The organism is Gluconobacter sp. P1D12_c (genome assembly GCF_018812105.1).
In the GTDB taxonomy this organism is placed as follows: domain Bacteria; phylum Pseudomonadota; class Alphaproteobacteria; order Acetobacterales; family Acetobacteraceae; genus Gluconobacter; species Gluconobacter oxydans_A.
Genome location: NZ_JACSIQ010000809.1, coordinates 1 through 371, shown reverse-complemented (window position 1 = coordinate 371; position 371 = coordinate 1). Strand labels below are relative to the sequence as shown.

The window sequence follows — 371 nt, the reverse complement described above, 5'->3', positions numbered from 1 at the left end:
AGAACGTCCGCATATATGATGACCTCAAGGCGGAGCATAGGAAATGGACACGCAAGCTCTCTGATTGCTTCCGTTGGCTCAATCAAAAATATGGTTCAAATCTGTATTTCAGGGGGACTGAGTTCACTCATAATRAGGATCATGAAACCCTTAACATGCATATGAATATCCTCTTTGATCTGCCGTATTTGAAGGGGAACGGCTGGCAGGATTTTCTTGCTGATGTTCGTGAGAGGATGTCGTTCATTGTTAAGTATGCGGTAACTCTTGAGTCTKTTTATGAGGTCACAAAATATGTGACTAAGCCGAACGATATTGAGACGATGGAGGATGGCCATCTTGAGTGGTTCTATAATGAGACACTCAATACG

Annotated in this window: 1 protein-coding gene; it reads left to right on the top strand. The window is 42.8% G+C overall.

The window, feature by feature from the left end:
- A partial coding sequence (locus KP705_RS21890; RefSeq protein WP_215765480.1) for a hypothetical protein occupies window positions 1-371 on the top strand: 371 nt, incomplete at both ends.